Raw genomic sequence first — 413 nt, 5'->3', positions numbered from 1 at the left:
AAGGTGGCCTGGGGCAGGTCGGCCAGGGCCGCCAGCATCTGGCCGGTCTGGTTGGCGTCGTCGTCGATGGCTTGCTTGCCCAGGATGATCAGGCCCGGTTGCTCTTTGTCCACCAGGGCCTTGAGCAGCTTGGCCACGGCCAGGGGTTGCAGCTCGGCATCGGTTTCCACCAGGATGCCGCGGTCGGCGCCAATGGCCATCGCCGTGCGCAGCGTTTCCTGGCATTGCGCCACGCCGCAGCTCACCGCGATCACTTCCGTGGCCACGCCTTTTTCTTTGAGCCGCACCGCCTCTTCCACGGCGATTTCGTCAAAGGGGTTCATGCTCATCTTCACGTTCGCGATGTCTACGCCCGTGCCGTCCGACTTCACCCGGACCTTCACGTTGTAGTCCACCACGCGCTTGACGGGGAC

1 pseudogene is annotated in these 413 nt (G+C 64.6%); it reads right to left on the bottom strand.

Features of this window, described 5'->3' with window-relative positions:
* Positions 1-413: pseudogene (locus tag OX89_RS05905) on the bottom strand (electron transfer flavoprotein subunit beta/FixA family protein); the annotation flags it as partial.

This window comes from Diaphorobacter sp. J5-51 (assembly GCF_001023515.1).
Lineage (GTDB): Bacteria > Pseudomonadota > Gammaproteobacteria > Burkholderiales > Burkholderiaceae_C > Diaphorobacter > Diaphorobacter nitroreducens.
The sequence above is the reverse complement of the archived record's forward strand: the minus strand, read 5'-3'. Positions and strand labels throughout refer to the sequence as shown.